The organism is Flavobacterium glucosi (assembly GCF_048286535.1).
Taxonomy (GTDB): domain Bacteria; phylum Bacteroidota; class Bacteroidia; order Flavobacteriales; family Flavobacteriaceae; genus Flavobacterium.
Genome location: NZ_JBLVPK010000004.1, coordinates 231803 through 250731, shown reverse-complemented (window position 1 = coordinate 250731; position 18929 = coordinate 231803). Strand labels below are relative to the sequence as shown.

The window sequence follows — 18929 nt, the reverse complement described above, 5'->3', positions numbered from 1 at the left end:
TTACACTTCAACAAAACGAAACAGAACGTTAAAGCCCCCGTCCCTAATTATCTTTTTTGTATTTTTGACAAGTAATAGATTTATATGTTAGAAGAAAACGTAATATTAGTTAATGAAAATGATGAGCAGATAGGGTTAATGCCTAAGCTTGAAGCACATGAAAAAGCGGTTTTGCATCGTGCTTTTTCAGTTTTTGTTTTAAACAGCAAAAATGAAATTATGTTGCAGCAACGCGCACATCAAAAATACCATTCCCCTTTGCTTTGGACCAATACCTGTTGCAGCCATCAGCGCGAGGGAGAAACAAATATTCAAGCGGGAAGCCGAAGGTTATTTGAAGAAATGGGTTTTAAAACAGAACTTAAAGAACTTTTTCATTTTATATACAAAGCTCCTTTTGACAATGGATTGACAGAACACGAACTCGATCATGTCATGATTGGTTATTATAATGATGCACCGGAAATAAACGCGGAGGAAGTAGAAGACTGGAAGTGGATGAAAATTGACGCTGTTAAAGAGGATATGGAAGTTCATCCGGAGTTGTATACGGTTTGGTTCAAGATTATCTTCGATGAGTTTTATTATTTTCTTGAGGAACATAAAATATAGAATTGCCAATAGCGGTTAAAAATATATTAACATAAAAGACTTTAGATTTCGCAACATGAGAAATCTGAAATCTGAAATCTGAAATTATGAAAGTTACCATTTCACGGAAAGCCCATTTTAATGCGGCACACAGATTATACAGAAAAGATTGGACTTTCGAACAAAATGATGCTATTTTCGGGAAGTGTAATAATCCTAATTTTCACGGGCATAACTATGAATTGATAGTAGGTGTAACTGGCGAAATTGACCCAGAAACCGGTTATGTCATGGATGTAAAATTCTTGAGTGATATCATTAAAGAGGATGTTGAGGATCAGTTTGATCACAAAAATCTGAATATTGACGTACCTGAGTTTCAGGATTTGAATCCAACTGCCGAAAATATTGTTGTCGTAATTTGGAATAAAATCAGAAAAAGAATCAACCCTGAGTTTGAATTGGAGGTTATTCTTTATGAAACGCCACGAAATTTTGTAACGTATAAAGGTCAATAATGGGACTAAAAGTAGGCGATACCATCCCCAATTTTAAAGCGAAAGATGCAAACGGCAATGATTTTGACAGTCAAAACATTGTGGGGAAAAAACCTCTGGTTATTTATTTTTATCCAAAAGATAATACTCCGGGCTGCACCGCCGAGGCATGTAGCTTTAGAGATCAATACGAAGACTTCACGGCATTGGGTGCGGAGGTGATTGGAATTAGCAGTGATAGCGTCAGTTCTCATCAACAGTTTAGCACTCAATTTAAATTGCCTTTTATTCTTTTATCAGACGATGATAAAAAAATCAAAAATCTTTTTGGGGTTCCCTCCGGATTGTTTGGATTACTTCCCGGACGAGTTACGTATGTTACCGATAAAAACGGAGTCATTCAAATGATATTTGATAGTATACTAGCGGCTAAACACATTTCGAAAGCGCTTCAAGCCATCCAGAAATTTGTATCATAGATTTAAAATTGTATTATACATTGTTTTATCTTAATTTGCATTTAGTTGCTGTTTGATTGTTGAAAATCGTCTCAAAAGATTAAATTTTAATATATTTTGGCAAAAAAAACATTGATTTTATACATTTATAATTCAAAAACACACACTTAAATGAAATTTTATCCATTACAATTTGAACCCATTTTAAAAGAAAGAATATGGGGAGGTGAAAAACTTAAAACAGTACTCAATAAACCAATTACGTCAACGATTACAGGGGAAAGTTGGGAGTTGTCTACAGTTGAAGGTGATGTAAGTGTTGTTGCGAACGGAGAATGGAAAGGGAAATCATTGACTGAAATTATCAATGATTCTCCGGATGAAATACTAGGAACAGAAGTTCATGCCAGATTTGGAAAACAATTTCCATTGCTTTTCAAATACTTAGATGCTCGTGAAGATTTGTCTATTCAAGTGCATCCTAATGATGAGTTGGCTAAAAAACGACACAACTCTTTTGGTAAAACCGAAATGTGGTACATTATGCAAGCTGATGAGGATGCCAGAATTATTGTGGGTTTCAAAGAAAAATCGAATGCTAACGATTATTTAGAACAGCTAAAAAGCAAAACTTTACTTTCTATTCTGGATGCTGTAAAAGTAAAATCAGGCGATGTTTTCTTTTTAGAAACTGGAACGGTTCACGCGATTGGTGCTGGATTGGTAGTTGCCGAGATTCAACAAACTTCGGATATTACGTATCGTCTCTATGATTTTGACAGGGTTGACGCCAATGGTAATACTAGAGAATTACATGTTGATTTGGCTCTGGAGGCCATTAATTATAATAAAGTAGAAACTAAGAAAGAATATACGAAGAACATAAACCATTCAAACGAAATTGTGGACTGTTCTTATTTTACAACTAATTTTATTCCGTTAGACGGAGAAATTCCGGTTTCTAAATCTGGAAAAACCTTTACGGTTTATATGTGTACAGAAGGAACATTTGAACTGGAATACAACAATTCAAAATTGCAATATAAAAAAGGAGATACTGTTTTGATTCCTGCGGTAATGAATGCATTCATTCTCAATGGAAAAGCTTCAATTTTAGAAATTTACATTTCATAGTCGGTAATAGAAAGATTATGTGTACTTTTGCAGACGCAAATTAAAATTCAAATTTTAAAAAAATAAAAATGGCAAACGTTAAGAATTTAAAAAAAGACATCAACTACGTTTTAGGAGATATTATTGAAGCAGTTTACTTGTTCGAAATCTCTACAACAGGAAAACCAACAACTGAAACTAATGATTTAATTGATGAAGCTATTGCTGCTTTTGACGCTTTAATCACTAAAGTAAATGCAAAAAAAGTAGAAAATAAAAAAGCTCACTTCAAACAAATCAATGTTGAATTGGAACAAACTGCAAATCAATTGATTGCTAAAATCAACGAATTGTAGTCAAAAAAAAAGCGAAAAAAGTTTGAATTTGTTTTGGAAAATAGAAATTCAGACTTATATTTGCACCCGTAATGAGTCGCCAGCGTAGCTCAGTTGGCTAGAGCAGCTGATTTGTAATCAGCAGGTCGTGGGTTCGAGTCCCTCCGCCGGCTCTTTAATAAAACCACTTAACTTTTGTTAAGTGGTTTTTTGTTTTTGGCAAAAATCAGAATTGAATTCCGTTTTAATTGAATGTCATAATTTTTTTGTTAATTTGATATCTAACCTAAACATTAAATTATGGAAGAGCATTCAGTTATTGAAAATTTTGAAATGAAACTAAATGAGTCTGCGAAGGACTTTTTGAAAGAAACGGCAAAATGGGCTTATTTTTTATCAATTCTTGGTTACATAGGAATTGGTTTCATCGTTTTTGCAGCTTTATTTGCCGGTACATTATTCTCTGCGATGGGGAAAATGAATCCTGCAATGGGAATGATGGGTTCCTCTTTTGGAATGGTAATGGGTGTCGTTTATTTGCTTGTTGCGGTACTTTATTTCTTTCCGGTGTATTACTTAAATAAATTTGCATCTAATGCCAAAGCAGCGTTTAATAACAACGATTCTGAAACTTTGACTACTTCTTTAAGATATCTGAAATCACATTACAAATTTATTGGGATTATGACTCTGGTTATTTTCTCTCTGTATCTTTTAATGTTTGTAGGAATGATTGTTGGCGGAGTGGCATTTAATAACGCTTAAATAGCTTTTGTATCTTGTAATGTTGAGATTTTGCTTATTCAGGCTTCCGGAGTAGTATACTTATTTACAAAATAAAAAAAAATCATCTTGTTTTTATAACAAGATGATTTTTTTTATTCTAATTATGGAATATAATGTAGCTTTTAGAACTGTTTACTTTTGGTTCTTGATGCTGGTAATATATTCCGTTAATTTTTTACCATAAAGTGATTGCGCTACTTTAGGTGACATTGATTTTTGAATCGTATCTAAATATTTGATATTGATATCATAGATTTCTGATAAGGCGATATAAGGCGCTACCTCAAATTTTCTGTTGTTTAATGCAAAATTAGTAGCAAATAAGTATTTTCTTTTGATGTTAGAATCTTGTTTTGCACTTAAACTATCTATTTTTTTTGTGTTTTGGCTTTTGATTGCATTAAATTTTTGCTCAATCAGAGAAAGATTTTCATCTGTGAAACGGGTATTTATTTTTTTATATTCTTCAAATATTTCCTGATTTTTTGACCCTTTAATTTTAGCATCAGATAAATAGCGATCTAAACTGGTTTGAATGGTTATGGCTCCCGGTTCAGCAAAGAATGGTAAATTATTGTCTAAGGAATTGCTCACGCCTCTGTCTAAAAATAAATATAGCATCTCAGGAGACTTTAAGTCCAGATTGCTTTCAAAGGAAGAGCTTCCATCGATGTTGATAGTGTCAATGGCTACTAACGTTGTGTCAACAATTCTCTGGATATATAACGTTCCTTTTTTTAATCCTTTAATATTTCCAGTAATGTGTAAATTAGTTTTTGATTCATTCTTGTTACAAGAAGCCAATACGATAAGTGTAACGAATGCAATAATAGATTTTTTCATGTGAGGTTAAAATTTGTTTTTTGAAACATGGTATCGCCATTCTTCTATGATTTTCTCCAAAACTTCGGGATTGAATCGTGGCGATTTCTTTGCTGCTTATATTTTGGCGCAAAATAAAGAAAATTGTTGGAATGATTTTGCTAACGCATTCAAATTTCACAAAAAAAATCCCAATCTATTTCTAAATTGGGATTTTCTGAATTATTTTTTGAAATTATGATTTCAACCAAGCTTCTTTCAAAGCATTTTTGGTTGCATCTGTAGCCTTAAGGCCTTCTTTCTCTACATAAGGAAATTGTACCTTTCCTTTAATTATTTGTTCCTTGCCGTCACGTTTTATTTTTACGGTAATGGCATCGTTTTCTTTCCAGTTTTGACTCTCCGTTATCATATCATAAATATTATCCAATGTATATGGTTTTTCATTAATAGATACTAAAATATCTCCTCCTTTAAGTCCTAAATTTGTATAAAAAACATTCAATTCCATGTTTGGAATCACAATGATCTCTTTAGTTTGCTGATTCACGGTGATGTATGGTGATTGTCCTTTTAAGAACACATTTCCGGGTACTTTTTCCATGGATTTTGTAACACCAACTTTAGCCAAATAAGTTTCATAAGGAATTGGAGTTGCACCAGATACATAAGTAGTCAAAAAAGCGCCAACTTCAGGATAAGTAAATGAAGTTATTTTGGCAAAAAGCTCAGTATCATTAAATGGTTTCGAAGCACCATATTCGTTAGATAATTTTTGCATTAAATCAAGAATTCCTCTTTCGCCATTGCTTTTTTCTCTAATTATAATATCCAAACACATTCCAATAAGTGCTCCTTTTTCATACACGTTCAAGTATTGGGCCTTGTATGGTTCTGTCAACACATTAGCACTCATTGTTGTAAAAGGCATTGTGTCATTCATAGTATTGGCATGCTCAATTTTTTCTGCCATGCGTGTGTAAAACTCCTCTTCAGTAATTAGTCCTTGGTTGATCTGAAAAAGATTTGCAAAGTATTCTGTAACGCCTTCATACATCCATAAATGTTCTGACATTTTAGGCGTGTTGTAATCAAAATAATGAATTTCTTTAGAATGAATAGCCAGCGGAGTTACAATATGGAAAAATTCATGTGATACCACATCTTTCATCGATTTAATCAATTCTTCTTTTGGCATCATTTCGGGTAAAACAACAGTGGTCGCAGTAGGGTGTTCTAATGCGCCAAATCCTTTAGCATCAGTAGGTGTCATACTTGACAAGTACAATAATACGCTGTATTTTTTTGTAGCATTGATTTTGCCTAAAAATGTTTTTTGAGCCGTCATCATCGTTTTCATTTCCGGAGTGATGCTTTCTGCAGTCACTTTTCCTGTAGGAGAATAAACGCCAATCAGTATTTCCATACCGTCTACTGTAAAAGTAGTATAGTCCGGTTTTGCATACATGATCGGGTTTTCAACTAATTCAGCATAACGAGAAGTAGTAAATACATCGTTAGTTGTGCTTGCATCTTGATCCGTCATCGAGGTTACTCCCCAAAGTGTTTCCGGATGCGAAATACTTAGCGTGTATGGAAGGTCTTTTTTGTCTTGAAAATAACCTGCAAAACCGTGCATGTTCAGCATAAAATTTTTCCCTGCATCAATGTTTGTACCAGCTGGAGAAAAAATATCATTTTGACCAAAACCACCACCCTTTTCGGTGTCAAATGTGTCGTTTACTAAATAAGTTATTTTTACCAATGTTTTTGCATTTTTAATATTCCAGGTATTGTCATCTGTTTTGGTAACAGGCAATATGTTCCCTTTACTGTCAAATGCTTTAAAATCCTCGATATATTTTCCATAATCATCCACAGAATAGGTTCCAGGAACAATTTTAGGAATGCTGTATGTTGCTTCATCCGTACTGATTTTTGGAGAAGTAATCGTGACAAGTACTTTGTCATCTTTTACATCATTTAAATTAATGGCAACTTTTACTATATCAGTAACCGACTTCGAGTCATTAGTTGAAGTACTTGCCGTTTTACAGCCCATAAGAACCGATGCAAATGCGAGTGCAAAAAATATTCTTTTCATTTTACGTTGTTTTATTTTAATTGTTAGTGTTTTAAATTGTAAAATTGTTAAAGTGTATAAGGATTAGAAACTGTTTTTTAATTTTAGCTGTTCAAAAGAGATTCGTGGATAAAAGAGATTTTATTTACGGTTTAATTCGTTCATTACTACTTCTGGATTTTCGACTTCAATGATGAGTTTTTTGTAATAATGATTCTCTAATGTTACAATTATAGCTTTCTTTTTATTCATTACATCCCAAAAATTCCTGCCTTTTTTATAAAATGTCCCTGCAGTTATATAACCGGGAATTTCAGTGCCAGGCATTCTAAACCCTTTCCAAAACGTAAACTCTTCTTTGTTTTGACAGGCCTCTAGAATTTTTTCTTTCGGAATCGTAATCTTGCTTTCTAGTGCCCAGATTTTGTGCCAACCTTTTATTTCAAAAACAAAAGTATTGTCTTTTGATGTTACTGAAACCATTATTAAATTTGTAAAAAGTTAGTTGGTAAAAAAGCAAAAACTCCCGATATCAGGAGTTTCATTTTTAGTCTAATTTGTTTTTTATATAATATTTTCCATCCAAATCTTCGTCAAAATCATCAATTTTAACTGGTTTTGGTTTTGGTTTATTTGCAGTTGCTTTCTTTTTCCACATTTCAAATTTCTCTGCCGGCATCTTCTTTTTCATGATTTCAAGAATCTCTTTTTCTGCCAGACCAAATTCTTTTTTGATGATTTCAAAAGGATTTTTTTCTTCTAAAGCCATTGTAACAAGTTTTTCTGTTTGCTCCCAGTTCAATTCTTTTCGGTTACTCTTTTTCATCACGTGAAAATTAATTCAAATAAGTTGTTAATGATTAATAAATTACATTTCTAATTTGATACCAATATTAAGAAAAAAAATAATTAGATTTTCTCAAAAGATCATTTTTTTTATACTTTTTAACTATTTTCCTTCAAAGGTTGTTTTTGAAAGGGTATTTTTAATAAATTTTTTAATTCATTGTGCTCTTCGGGATTCGGATGTGTGTCGATACCGTAGATGATTTCTTCTTTTGGGAGTGACATGAAAGTTCCAAAAAGCCTGTCCCAAATGGAAAATATATTGCCATAATTGCTATCCGTATAAGGCAAAACATAGTGATGATGTACTTTGTGCATATCCGGTGAAACGAAAAAATAACTTAAGATAGTGTCTACTTTTTTTGGAAGCGAAATATTAGCATGATTGAATTGTGTTGCCACAACGGACAACGTTTGGTACAGGAAAACCATCCACATGGGACTTCCAATAATTAGAACACCCATAGCCGTAAATGTAAAACGGATTACACTTTCTCCCGGATGATGCCTGTTTGCTGTTGTAGTATCAATCCAAGTATCGGTATGATGGATCACATGGAAACGCCATAAAAATTTAGTTTTATGTTCTACTAAATGTACCAGATAGGCGCCAATTAAATCCAGTAAAAGCAATCCGACTAATGCGTAAAGCCATAAAGGCATTTCGGGCAGCCATTGTAAAATTCCAAAATTATTGGCAACAGTCCAATCGGCTGATTTCAGCAATATAAACGCCAAACAAAAGTTGACAACAATAGTGGTAAACGTCATGAAGATATTAATACCCGCATGATGCCATTTTTTATAGGTGAAGTTAAAAAGCGGAAAAGCATTTTCTATTAACCAAAAAAAAGTGATTCCGCCCACAAGAATTAAGCTTCGGTGTGACGATGGAATGGTAGAAAAATAAGCAATAATATCATTCATAATTGGGTGTTTATTTCAAATTTAATAATTTTTATTAAAAATAATTATTTGATTACCCGAAAGGTAGCATTTATTCTTGGGCCAACCGGTTTTGCAGTTTTTGGAATTTGATGTTTCCAATAATGTTGTGTCGTTCCTTTCATTACTAATAAACTTCCGTGTTCCAGAATGATACTTTTTTTCTGGTCTTTGTCTAAATTATGTTTCAATTGAAATGTACGTTCTGCACCAAAACTCAACGAAACAATTACAGGATTTATTCCCAATTCTTTTTCGTTATCGGCGTGCCAGCCGTTGCTGTCTTTTCCGTCGCGATAGTAATTGAGTAAAACGGTTGTGAAATTTGTGCCAGTAACTTTTTCGATTTCTGTTTTTAGCTTTTGCAAAAGTAAATTCCAAGGATGCGGTTGCATGGTTATATTAGAATACGAATAGGGTTTTCCTTCGTTTCCAAACAAAGCCGTTAGGCGAGGTTGCGGATGAATTTTCCCGTACACCCGAATTTCATCTTGTTGCCAAGGAATTTCTTGTACTAATTCGGCAAAAATAATATCGGCTTGCTCTTTATCAAAAAACTGGGGATAATAGATAATTTCAGCGTCTGGCAAGTTAAGAAATATGGGGTCGGATGTAGATTGGAATAGTGATTTCAATGGGTTAAGTATATTGGTAGGCCCAGAAAATGAGGACTAATTGTAATGGCATTCGCAAAAGCAAAACCCATTTTGGCAAACCCATTCTTGCTTTTTCATCGAAATACATGTAAAGATGCGTTGGAAAAATAGCCATCAATAATGCAATAACTCCCCAAGCAGCATAATTTGAAAGTAAAGGAATACAGAGTGCAATTGCCAGAAATATTTCTGCTAAACCGCTGATGTGGTTTAATAATTTTGGATTTGGGAAATAAGGAGGAATGATTTTCAGGTACAATCTCGGGTTTCTGAAATGGTTTAATCCTGCAATAAAGTAAACAAAAGCCATCACATATAAATGCCAAGGTAAATTCATAGTAAAGTTATTTAGTACGAATTTATAAAAATTTTACTCAATAGAGTGCAAATGTCTTTAAATAGAAATTAAGCTCTTTTCTTAAAGTTGACGTTCATAATAACAATTGCCAAAATGATTAAAACAATTCCAATCCATTGGATTAGATTCACATTTTCACTTAAAAGAAAATACGCCATCAGTACGGATACGGGAAGTTCCAGTGCAGAAACAATACTTCCTAATCCAATTCCTGTAAGTGGAAAACCGGCATTGAATAATAAAGGCGGAATTATAGTTCCAAAAAGAGCCAGTATTATTCCCCATTTCATGAAAATTTCAAAATTAAAAGGAGTATTTTGTGTGGCAATTGCAAATCCGGTTACAATAACTGCACCGCCAAGGAGCATAAATAAGCTGCGTTGCGCTGAAGAAACATGTGTAGCAACACGATTAGCGGTAAACATTGTTGTGGTAAAGGAAGCCGCAGCCATAAGCCCTAAAACGATACCGCGCCAGTCTAATGCTACTTTGCTTTGAATAAGATTTGTGGCAAGTGCCGTACCGATTAATACAATAACTACCGAAACTATTTTTTGAGTCGAAGGTCTTTTCTTTTCTAAAATCATTTCAAATAAAACACCCATCCAAACGGTTTGCATCAATAAAACGATAGCAATAGAAACGGGAATATATTTTACTGCCAAATAATAAAAAATACTCGTCATTCCCAGGGAAGTTCCCGCAAGCATTAATTGGATAATGTTTTTCTTAGATGCTTTTATAACGTCATTTCCTTTTTTAGCTTTTTGAAACAGATTAATCAGTAACATTCCCGTGATTCCATATACAAATTGCGCAATAGTAACTTCCGGTGTGGTAAAGCCTTCGCCGTAGGCTATTTTTACAAAAGTAGCCAGCATTCCATAACTTGTTGCACCAAGGCCTACTAAGAAAACTCCTTTTAATACACTATTGTTTGTCATTTTTTTAATTTTAAAAAGCGGGCAAAGATAGGGTTTAGTTCCTAGTTATGAGATATAAATTAGGAGTTAATATTTGCGATTTTTATTACGCTTCGCAATGAGGCAATTACAGGTTCCTCTAAAAAATTGTTCAGTTATTTCACTTCTTGATCGACTAAATCGCTCAAATGCAATCGCAATGCATTTACGGAAATACTGATTTCCCAAAACGACAATCCCAATGAAATCAATAATCCTAATAAACTCTATCCAAAAAGATAAATTCCGGCGGTTTGCTGTTCTAAAAATAATAAAAGCATGGAGAAAACGGATAAAAACAGACTCATTACGCCTGCCATTTGCATATTGCGAATCAGTGTCAAGCGTAAATCCAGGTTTTTAATTTCCAATAAAATCACATTATTCCGCTTTTCGGTATAGGTTTTTTTTAATCCTCTTACGATAGTGGCAATAGTCAAAAACCGATTCGTATACGCCAATAAAATTAATGAAGTTGCGCCAAAAAGTAATGCCGGAGTTTCTATTTGTAAAATCATAATTGTGGTTGTATTTTTATAATGAAAAATCTAAAGTACGTAATTCTACTCTTTTTTAAATAAAAAATGGGAAGAGTGAGCTTGTGGTTTCTCAGTACGTTTTAAAATAATACTACTCTTAGGTAGGGTAAAACGTTTTACAGTTGTCTTACTGTTGAAGTTAGTTAAACGACAGTAACTGTAATTAAAATTTATGATCATGAAAACAATTAAAACGTTATTCGCAATACTTTTTTTGGGAACAATAGCAACAGTAAATGCACAAAAAGCTAGTGTAGAAAGTGAAACAAGTATAAATACCAATCCAGATAAAATCACGTATTATCAACAAAGAGGTAGTGAAGATGCCAATTATGAGTTGACATTTAAGGCTAAAACGAAAGCCGAAGAGAAAGCCTTTTGGAAAGAGCAAAAAGAGTACGAAAAGGATTTGAAAAAAAAGAATAGAAAAGCATATAGGGCCTATGTTGCCAGCAAGCAAGATGTGTATACAACGCATCATTCTCATTGTGATGCCCATTGCCACCACAGTGATTCCTTTTATGGACACGCGGGATTTTATTATTATCAATATGATCAAAGAAATTATCAAAGAGCACCAAGCAATACTTCGGTAAATACACAAATTGGTGTGCGTGCTCCCAGCGTACGATTAGGTCTTTTTTAATGTAGTGAAGTTTGCCTAAAGCCGTTTTTTCTTGTTTAGAAAAAACGGCTTTATTTTATAGCAGGTATTTTGCATTGTTCTCTGTTAGGATAAATTCTATTGTGACAAAAAGTAAGCTCATTCTAATTAATACGCAGATCATTTATTTATCTGCTTTTGTTTGCGGGCACGAGCGAGACGCTCACGCTAGCTTGAGGTTAACTGCTGCCTTTGTACTTACGATTTTGTATACTTCTTTAATTCTCTGTCTTGTTTCATTTCCTCCCTTATTATTTCCCAATATTCTAAATTAGGATGATTTGGATTAGTAACTTCATTTTCAGTTGTTGTTAAAGTTAAGTCATGTAAAATCATCATTAAAAGTTTCAAAAAACCTAAACAGTTTTCGATTGCTAATTTACACTCTTCAGAACTAATCAAAGAAATAGCTTCAAAATATGCTAAAAATTCTTTATCAATATGACCAGAAGATTTGTGTCTTATGTTTTTTATTTTGCCTTCATAATCAAATTCTTTTTTAAATGCTTTTAGTAGTTCAGCATTTTTATTAAATATTGGAATTAGTTCAGGCATTTCATTATTGATACCGTCAAGTAATGACTTTTTATTTGTATCATAATTTTTTATAATTTCATAAATAAGTAAATAGCCCGTTTTTGAAAAATGAATTTTTTCCCATTCTGTTGTTGAATTGAAAAAGCCTTTAAGAATGCAAAGAAGATCAATGAAAGAAGCAGAAAGAAAACAAAGAAATTTTAGTTGTGAAATTTTATTTTCAAAAGGCAATATTTTTTTATTTTCAAAAATCACATTTTGACTTTTAACAAGCAAATCTAAAACTGATTTTCCCGCTCTGAATTCAGTAAAATGATCGTTAATTAAAGAATCTATTTCTTTTGCATTAGAAAATCCCATAAGTTCTTGGTTAAAGGTTCGTTCTTTAATGCTTGCAGTTAACTCGTTTATATGTATTACAAGATCATACAAACCCGCCCATTTATAGGTAGATATGTATGACAAACGTCATACTTTGTTATAATTCAAATATATAAATAATTCTTTACAAATAGTTAAAAGGATTATTTAATGAGTTAACTGGTTTGAGTGGTTTTATAAACATTATTTTGAAAAAAAACATCCTAAATAGCCCTGATGGTAATGAAAATCCCACGCTGACATTGCTATGAACGAAGCAATCAGCGGGGATTGCAATGAACAGCAGGAGGAGGCGTTCTTATGAAAAACGGCTGTGCTGCTCCTAAATAAAAAAACCTGCAAGTTTACGCTTGCAGGTTTAGTCTAATAATCTAACGATCTAATAATCTATTTAATCATCTCAAAACTTCTTTTCACGAAAGCGGTTAAGGCTTCTCCTTTTAATAGGTTTTGTGATAATTTAGCTAAGTCAAGCGCTTGTTTTACCAAACTTTCCTGAGTTGATTTGTCTTTGTTGTTAAGAATGCTTGTTGCCAATTCAGAATTTGTGTTGACCACTAAATTGTACATTTCCGGCATATTTCCCATTCCGAACATTCCACCGCCACCTGATTGACTCATTTCTTTCATTCTACGCATAAATTCCGGTTGCGTGATGATAAATGGTGAAGCATTACTGTCTAAAGCTTCGAGTTGTACGGAATACGTTTGTTTAGGAACAATAGCTTCCAGAACAGTTTTCAAGTTGGTTTGTTCTTCTTCCGATAACTTAGAAATAGTCGTTTCTTCTTTCTTGATTAAATTATCAATATGATCTGAATCTACACGTACAAAAGTCATGTTGCTGTTATCGCCTTCAATTTTTTGAATTAAATGCGAGATAATCGGTGAATCCAGCAATAATACTTCATATCCTTTGTCTTTTGCAATTTCGATATAAGAATGCTGTGCTTCTTTATTTCCAGCATATAAAACCACTAATTTCCCGTCTTTGTCCGTTTGGTTCGCAGCAAGATTTTCTTTTAATTCTTCGAGGGTGTAAAATTTACTGTCAACTGTTGGATACAAAACAAACGCACCTGCTTTTTCGTAGAATTTATCTTCAGAAAGCATTCCGTACTCCAAAACGATTTTGATGTCGTTCCATTTTTGTTCAAAATCTTCACGGTTTTCAGTGAACAACGATTTTAATTTATCGGCTACTTTACGCGTGATGTAATTCGAGATTTTCTTCACGGCAGCGTCAGCCTGTAATCCGGAACGAGACACGTTCAATGGAATATCCGGTGAGTCAACAACACCTTTTAGCATCATTAAAAATTCAGGAACAATTCCTTCTACATTATCCGTTACGTACACTTGATTTTGGTACAATTGGATTTTGTCTTTCTGAATCTGTAAATCCGAACCTAATTTTGGGAAATACAAAATACCGGTTAAGTTGAACGGATAATCTACATTTAAATGAATGTGAAATAACGGTTCTTCAAATTGCATTGGATACAATTCATGGTAGAAATTCTTGTAATCCTCCGCCGATAATTCCGTTGGTTGTTTGGTCCAAGCCGGATTTGGGTTGTTGATGATGTTGTCTACTTCAACTTCCGTGAAAGTTTTGTCTTTATCTTCTTCAGCAACTTCTTCGCCCTTTTTTTGCTCTATTTTTTCTGTTTTGGTTCCAAATTTAATTGGAATCGGCATGAACTTATTGTACTTATTTAATAACTGATTGATTTTAGACTCTTCCAGAAATTCCAAAGAATCTTCGGCAATATGCAAAATGATTTCTGTTCCACGAGAAGTCTTGTCAGCTGGTTCTAAGGTAAATTCAGGGCTACCATCGCAAGTCCAGTGTGCCGCTGGTTCATCTTTGAACGATTTAGTGATGATTTCCACTTTTTCGGCAACCATAAAAGCAGAATAGAAACCAAGACCAAAATGACCGATAATTCCAGAATCTTTAGCTGAATCTTTGTATTTGTCCAAAAATTCTTCAGCACCAGAAAAGGCTACTTGGTTGATGTATTTTTCCACTTCATCGGCAGTCATTCCTAAACCTTGATCGATGATGTGTAGTTTTTTGCCTTCCTTATCAATTTTCACTTCGATAATTGGGTTTCCGTATTCTACTTTGGCCTCGCCAATGCTAGTTAAATGTTTTAATTTAAGTGTTGCATCCGTTCCGTTAGAAATTAATTCACGCAAGAAAATTTCGTGATCGCTGTATAAGAATTTCTTGATTAAGGGAAAGATGTTCTCTACCGAAACATTAATTTTACCTGTTGTCATATTTTGAATTTTTTAAGTTTATTTTGATGGATATGTTTCTTTCAAATAGAATACCAATTATAATGGAAGTGACAAATTGTCGTAGGCGTTAATTATGATATAAAATACTTTAATTTTGAAACAATTTTCTTTTCATTGCATTGTATCTTTGTGTAAGTATTAATTCATTAAATTTAAGAAAATGAAAAAAATAATTTTAGTATGCGCTTTAGCTGTTTTGATGTTCGCATGTAAGTCAACATCAGTGACAAGTACAAATACAGATAGAAAAACTCAAGTTGCCATGAAAGGAAATTGGGAAATCAGTTCTGTAACGTATCCAGGATCTCAATATATCAAAGTAAATAGTTTTCAACTTGCGGATTCGGAATGTTTTGTAGGAAGTACATGGAAATTTGTATCTAATAACAATAAAGGAAATATGGCTTTGACAAAAGCAAATTGTATGTCATTTAGCTCACCTATTACTTGGTTTGTAAATAATGATGGTCAGTTTATTCTAAAAATTCTTAACGCAGGTGAAAAAGCTAGAAAAGTGAGAGATGGTTATATTTTATACGTAGCCAATCAAACAGAATCTTCTTTTCAATTGATTGATAAAATCGATGTTGGAGGGAAAATGACGAATGTAGTATACCAATTTCAAAAAGTTAATTAATAAAAATTTCAGATATGAAAAAGATTTCAATAGTTGCAATGGCAACAATAATGGTAATAGGTTCAATGTTCACTAGTTGTGAAGCAGTAAAAAATACAAATAAAACACAAAGAGGAGCGGGAATAGGTGCTGTTGCCGGAGCTGTATTAGGAGGTGTTCTTGGGAACAATCTTGGTAAAGGTGGTAAAGGAGCTATGGGTGCTGTTCTTGGCGGTGTGATTGGTGGAGTTGCCGGTGGAGTTATTGGTAACAAAATGGATAAACAAGCAAGAGAAATCGATGCTGCGCTTCCAGGAGCTGAAGTAGTTCGTGTAGGTGAAGGTATTAAATTAGTTTTGAATGAAAATGCAGTGCGTTTTGATACTAATAAATCTTCGTTGACTGCTGCTGCAAAAGCAAATCTAGATAAATTGGTTCCTGTTTTTGCGGAGTATCCAGATACAAATATCACAATTTACGGATATACAGACAGTACTGGTCCAGCGGATTATAACTTAAAACTTTCAGGAGAAAGAGCAGGATCTGTTAGAAATTATTTAGCTAGCAAAGGGGTTTCTTCCAGTAGATTTCAAGTTACCGGTTTAGGGATTGCTGATCCAATTGCTTCAAATGAAACTGTTGAGGGTAGAAGCCAAAACCGTCGTGTTGAATTTGCTATTACTGCAAATGAAAAAATGATTAAAGATGCAGAAGCTGAAGTGAAAAACTAAGCGAAAAATATCATAAAAACAAAGGCTGTTTCGTCAAGAAGCAGCCTTTTTTTGTGCCTAAATTTGAATTAAACATTGTAAATTTGCAGCTTTAAATAAAGATGATGCTAGAGATAAAAGATATTTCCTTTACGTACACTGAAACCCCGGTTATTGAAAATGTAAGTTTCACAATTTCCAAAGGTCAAAATACCGCTATTATTGGCGAAAGCGGTTGTGGCAAAAGTACGTTGCTAAAACTAATATACGGATTATATGATCTAAATAGCGGAGCGATTACTTATAATGACAAACCCATTTTAGGACCCAAATACAATCTGGTACCGGGAGAAGATTACATTAAATATTTAGCACAGGATTTCGATTTGATGCCCTACATAACCGTTGAAGAAAATGTGGGTAAGTTCTTGTCGAATATGTATCCTGAGGAGAAGAAATCCCGTGTTCAAGAATTATTAGATATGGTCGAAATGTCGGCTTTCGCAAAAGTAAAAGCGAAATTTCTAAGTGGCGGACAGCAGCAACGAGTAGCCTTGGCCAGAGTTTTGGCTTTGGAACCTGAAATTATTTTACTGGATGAACCTTTCAGCCAAATTGATTCTTTTAGAAAGAATTCTTTACGCCGCAATTTATTTAGATACTTAAAAGATAAAGGTGTTACCTGTATTATTGCCACGCATGATAGTACTGATGCGTTGTCTTTCTCTGATGAAACGATTGTTGTTCAAAACGGAAAAGTAGTTGCAAAAGGGGATTCTAAATCCTTGTATGAAAACCCGGCTAATAAATACATTGCGTCTCTTTTTGGGGAAGTAAATGAGTTGAAATTATCGCAATTAATAGCTCTTGAGGATGATGAAGATGCAGCGCTTTTATTGTATCCGCATCAATTGAAAATAGTAGATAACGCAATCATGAAAGCAGTTGTGAAACAATGTTATTTCAAAGGAAGTCATTATTTGGTTAAAGCAGCTTTTGAAAGAAGAGCGATTTTTTTTGAGCATGATTCGGAATTAGAACTCAATCAGGAAGTATATTTGATGTTATCCTAAAAAGAAAGACCCTAAAATCACTATGATTTTGGGGTTTTGTGCTATATTCAGTTTTCTGACCACTTCTTAACTGGTCACTGATTACTACTTTCAAAGTTAATTCTTTAAATATCTTTCTAAGAATTGATCTTGTTCCCAATGCAAATGCAAAATAGTCTCTTTGGTTACATAACCGTGCACTTCTTTTGGAAGAATTACCATTCTTGCCGGAGTACTTAACCCTTTCAAAGCCTGAAAATAGCGTTCGGTTTGCAATGTGAAGGTTCCCGGGTTATTATCCGCTTCATCGTGTACTAAAGCATTGGCGCTTTCATTTTATCCGCATTCAGCAATGGAGACATCATGTTGTATACTTCAGGAGTTTCCCAGTAGTTGCGTTGTTCGGTTTGGAAGCCAAAAACTCTTTTTAACGTGTGGGCCATCTCCGAATTAAGTCACTATCGTATTATTTTTGAGTGGTTCAGTGGATTGTATCTGTAAGTATAGCAGGAAATTGTTGCAAAAATCATAAAACTTGTAAATTGCTAAAAAAGTAGTACTTTGTTGGCTTATATTTTTAAGTATGTTTTAAATTTGCACTCGTATTTTAATAAAATAACAATAGTATATGTATCATTCAAAAATAGCAGGACTGGGTTTTTATGTTCCCGAAAACGTAGTGACTAATGACGATTTGTCCAAAATTATAGATACCAATGACGAATGGATTCAAGAGAGAACCGGGATTCAGGAGCGAAGACATATTATAAGAGGAGAAGATACAACGACTTCTATGGGAGTAAAAGCGGCCGAAATTGCGATTGAGCGTTCTGGTATTGCTAAGGAGGATATTGATTTCATAGTTTTTGCCACATTAAGCCCTGATTATTATTTTCCTGGGCCAGGGGTTTTAGTACAACGTGATTTAGGATTAAGAACTGTTGGTGCTTTAGATGTCAGAAATCAATGTTCCGGATTTATTTACGCTTTATCTGTTGCTGACCAATATATCAAGTCTGGAATGTATAAAAATGTATTGGTTATAGGTTCAGAAGTTCATTCTACCGGATTGGATATGACCTCACGTGGAAGAGGTGTTTCCGTGATTTTTGGAGACGGAGCAGGAGCCGCTGTTTTGAGTAGAGAAGAAGATTTGACAAAAGGTATTTTATCCACACACTTACATTCTGAAGGGCTACATGCCGAGGAATTGATTGTAAAAGCTCCAGGAATGGGAGGCCGTTGGGTAACAGATATTTTGGCTGACAATAATCCGGAGGATGAAAGTTATTTTCCGTACATGAATGGACAATTTGTATTTAAAAATGCAGTAGTTCGTTTCAGTGAAGTTATTAATGAGGGATTGCAAGCGAATAATTTACAAGTTTCAGATATTGATATGTTGATTCCACATCAGGCAAATTTGAGAATTTCACAGTTTATCCAAAAGAAATTCAACTTGACGGACGATCAAGTGTATAATAATATTCAAAAATACGGGAATACTACTGCAGCCTCTATTCCAATTGCTTTGACCGAAGCATGGGAAAAAGGGAAAATAAAATCCGGAGATACAGTTGTATTAGCAGCATTTGGAAGTGGATTTACTTGGGGTAGCGCTATTATTAAATGGTAAAATAATTCTCTAGATTACAAGAAATGTTTCTA

General features: G+C 33.8%; 22 protein-coding genes, 1 tRNA gene and 1 pseudogene. 12 read left to right on the top strand and 12 right to left on the bottom strand.

The genetic code is table 11. The features are described from left to right. Positions 1–84 precede the first annotated feature (84 nt). The 7 genes from idi (at position 85) to ACNQGD_RS09230 (ending at position 3759) form a co-directional block, all read left to right on the top strand. Positions 85–612, top strand: coding sequence for an isopentenyl-diphosphate Delta-isomerase (gene idi, locus ACNQGD_RS09260; RefSeq protein ID WP_417994123.1), 528 nt, complete (start codon positions 85–87; stop codon positions 610–612). A gap of 86 nt (positions 613–698) precedes the next feature. Then, positions 699–1109 carry a 6-pyruvoyl trahydropterin synthase family protein gene (locus tag ACNQGD_RS09255; protein ID WP_417999090.1) on the top strand — a complete coding sequence of 137 codons (411 nt, stop codon included), beginning with the start codon at positions 699–701 and terminating at the stop codon, positions 1107–1109. Then, a complete protein-coding gene (locus tag ACNQGD_RS09250) occupies positions 1109–1567 on the top strand; it encodes a peroxiredoxin (protein ID WP_417997631.1) in 459 nt (152 codons plus the stop codon). The genes ACNQGD_RS09255 and ACNQGD_RS09250 overlap by 1 nt, the downstream gene beginning before the upstream one ends. 150 nt (positions 1568–1717) lie before the next feature. Beyond that, positions 1718–2680 (top strand): type I phosphomannose isomerase catalytic subunit, encoded by a 963-nt coding sequence (locus tag ACNQGD_RS09245; protein ID WP_417997630.1) that lies wholly within the window; start codon positions 1718–1720, stop codon positions 2678–2680. A 68-nt stretch (positions 2681–2748) separates the two neighbouring features. Beyond that, positions 2749–3015 (top strand): hypothetical protein, encoded by a 267-nt coding sequence (locus ACNQGD_RS09240; RefSeq protein WP_099713324.1) that lies wholly within the window; start codon positions 2749–2751, stop codon positions 3013–3015. Between the two features lie 78 nt (positions 3016–3093). Further along, a tRNA-Thr gene (locus tag ACNQGD_RS09235) sits at positions 3094–3167 on the top strand. Between the two features lie 127 nt (positions 3168–3294). Beyond that, complete coding sequence (locus ACNQGD_RS09230; protein WP_417999089.1) at positions 3295–3759, top strand: hypothetical protein; 465 nt, start codon at positions 3295–3297, stop codon at positions 3757–3759. Positions 3760–3912: 153 nt separating this feature from the next. Here the strand turns inward: ACNQGD_RS09230 and ACNQGD_RS09225 are convergent, their stop codons facing one another. The 9 genes from ACNQGD_RS09225 to ACNQGD_RS09185 all read right to left on the bottom strand — a co-directional run bounded on the left by ACNQGD_RS09225 (position 3913) and on the right by ACNQGD_RS09185 (position 10970). Beyond that, positions 3913–4623, bottom strand: coding sequence for a DUF4369 domain-containing protein (locus ACNQGD_RS09225; protein WP_417999088.1), 711 nt, complete (start codon positions 4621–4623; stop codon positions 3913–3915). A 214-nt stretch (positions 4624–4837) separates the two neighbouring features. Next, the gene (locus ACNQGD_RS09220) at positions 4838–6706 is read right to left on the bottom strand and encodes a M61 family metallopeptidase (protein ID WP_417997627.1); all 1869 of its coding nucleotides are present in this window, start codon (positions 6704–6706) and stop codon (positions 4838–4840) included. 120 nt (positions 6707–6826) lie between these two features. Beyond that, positions 6827–7168: a hypothetical protein gene (locus ACNQGD_RS09215; RefSeq protein WP_417997626.1), complete on the bottom strand. Its 342-nt coding sequence runs from the start codon at positions 7166–7168 to the stop codon at positions 6827–6829. Positions 7169–7232: 64 nt separating this feature from the next. Next, entirely contained in the window at positions 7233–7511 is a 279-nt protein-coding gene (locus tag ACNQGD_RS09210; RefSeq protein WP_066081282.1) for a DUF2805 domain-containing protein, read from the bottom strand. 119 nt (positions 7512–7630) lie between these two features. After that, on the bottom strand, positions 7631–8458 hold the full coding sequence (locus tag ACNQGD_RS09205; RefSeq protein ID WP_417999087.1) for a sterol desaturase family protein: 828 nt from the start codon (positions 8456–8458) through the stop codon (positions 7631–7633). A 44-nt stretch (positions 8459–8502) separates the two neighbouring features. Beyond that, positions 8503–9111 (bottom strand): alpha-ketoglutarate-dependent dioxygenase AlkB family protein, encoded by a 609-nt coding sequence (locus tag ACNQGD_RS09200; protein WP_417997624.1) that lies wholly within the window; start codon positions 9109–9111, stop codon positions 8503–8505. 4 nt (positions 9112–9115) lie between these two features. Beyond that, positions 9116–9469, bottom strand: coding sequence for a DoxX family protein (locus ACNQGD_RS09195; RefSeq protein ID WP_417999086.1), 354 nt, complete (start codon positions 9467–9469; stop codon positions 9116–9118). Positions 9470–9537: 68 nt separating this feature from the next. Further along, entirely contained in the window at positions 9538–10434 is an 897-nt protein-coding gene (locus ACNQGD_RS09190; protein ID WP_417999085.1) for an EamA family transporter, read from the bottom strand. Positions 10435–10679: 245 nt separating this feature from the next. Continuing rightward, positions 10680–10970: a DUF2721 domain-containing protein gene (locus ACNQGD_RS09185; protein WP_417999084.1), complete on the bottom strand. Its 291-nt coding sequence runs from the start codon at positions 10968–10970 to the stop codon at positions 10680–10682. Positions 10971–11169: 199 nt separating this feature from the next. Between ACNQGD_RS09185 and ACNQGD_RS09180 the strand changes: the two genes are divergently transcribed. Continuing rightward, positions 11170–11637 (top strand): hypothetical protein, encoded by a 468-nt coding sequence (locus ACNQGD_RS09180; protein ID WP_417999083.1) that lies wholly within the window; start codon positions 11170–11172, stop codon positions 11635–11637. A gap of 216 nt (positions 11638–11853) precedes the next feature. Here ACNQGD_RS09180 and ACNQGD_RS09175 read toward each other — a convergent pair whose 3' ends face one another. Both ACNQGD_RS09175 and htpG read right to left on the bottom strand, forming a co-directional pair. Next, positions 11854–12657 carry a hypothetical protein gene (locus ACNQGD_RS09175; RefSeq protein WP_417999082.1) on the bottom strand — a complete coding sequence of 268 codons (804 nt, stop codon included), beginning with the start codon at positions 12655–12657 and terminating at the stop codon, positions 11854–11856. A gap of 303 nt (positions 12658–12960) precedes the next feature. After that, positions 12961–14862 (bottom strand): molecular chaperone HtpG, encoded by a 1902-nt coding sequence (htpG, locus tag ACNQGD_RS09170; RefSeq protein WP_417999081.1) that lies wholly within the window; start codon positions 14860–14862, stop codon positions 12961–12963. A 181-nt stretch (positions 14863–15043) separates the two neighbouring features. Between htpG and ACNQGD_RS09165 the strand changes: the two genes are divergently transcribed. From ACNQGD_RS09165 to ACNQGD_RS09155, 3 genes are all read left to right on the top strand, one after another. Beyond that, positions 15044–15520 (top strand): lipocalin family protein, encoded by a 477-nt coding sequence (locus ACNQGD_RS09165; protein ID WP_417997618.1) that lies wholly within the window; start codon positions 15044–15046, stop codon positions 15518–15520. 14 nt (positions 15521–15534) lie between these two features. Next, positions 15535–16230 (top strand): YiaD family glycine zipper/OmpA-like lipoprotein, encoded by a 696-nt coding sequence (locus ACNQGD_RS09160; RefSeq protein WP_417999080.1) that lies wholly within the window; start codon positions 15535–15537, stop codon positions 16228–16230. Between the two features lie 104 nt (positions 16231–16334). Beyond that, the gene (locus ACNQGD_RS09155; RefSeq protein ID WP_417999190.1) at positions 16335–17282 is read left to right on the top strand and encodes an ABC transporter ATP-binding protein; all 948 of its coding nucleotides are present in this window, start codon (positions 16335–16337) and stop codon (positions 17280–17282) included. Positions 17283–17378: 96 nt separating this feature from the next. On the opposite strand, the pseudogene ACNQGD_RS09150 reads toward ACNQGD_RS09155, so the two are convergent. Continuing rightward, positions 17379–17680, bottom strand: a pseudogene (locus tag ACNQGD_RS09150) (alpha/beta hydrolase family protein); the annotation flags it as partial. A gap of 209 nt (positions 17681–17889) precedes the next feature. Here ACNQGD_RS09150 and ACNQGD_RS09145 point away from each other — a divergent pair. Continuing rightward, entirely contained in the window at positions 17890–18897 is a 1008-nt protein-coding gene (locus ACNQGD_RS09145; RefSeq protein WP_417999079.1) for a 3-oxoacyl-ACP synthase III family protein, read from the top strand. Positions 18898–18929: the final 32 nt, after the last annotated feature.